The following is a 342-nucleotide window of genomic DNA, read 5'->3' as shown; positions in this document are numbered from 1 at the left end:
TTCTTGGCGCCGTCCTTGGCCAGGCGCTCGCCGGCACGCTCGCCGGCGACGGACTCGTCCTGGCCGAAGAAGGCGCTGACGTCGTACTTCTTGTAGTGCTCCATGCCGGAGTTCAGGCCGACCACGGGAATGTCCGCCTTCGCCGCTCGCTTCGCCACCGGCCCCAGGGCCTCCGGGGTGGGCATGGTCAGCGCCAGGCCATCGACGTTGGAATCGATGGCATTCTGTACCAGGTTCGCCTGGTCAGGTGCCTGCGGGGAGGAACTGTAGCGGAGCTCCAGGTTGTTCTTCTTGGCGGCATCCTCCGCGCCTGCGCGGACAAGATCCCAGAAGGTATCGCCC

1 protein-coding gene is annotated in these 342 nt (G+C 66.4%); it reads right to left on the bottom strand.

What is annotated here, in order from left to right; genetic code table 11:
• Positions 1 to 342, bottom strand: a 342-nt coding sequence (locus CYJ76_RS11745) for a substrate-binding domain-containing protein (RefSeq protein ID WP_144043112.1), incomplete at both ends; no start/stop codon positions are given.

Origin of the sequence: Kytococcus schroeteri, assembly GCF_002847825.1 — a bacterium.
GTDB lineage: Bacteria > Actinomycetota > Actinomycetes > Actinomycetales > Dermatophilaceae > Kytococcus > Kytococcus schroeteri.
This window is presented reverse-complemented; position numbering and strand designations above follow the sequence as displayed.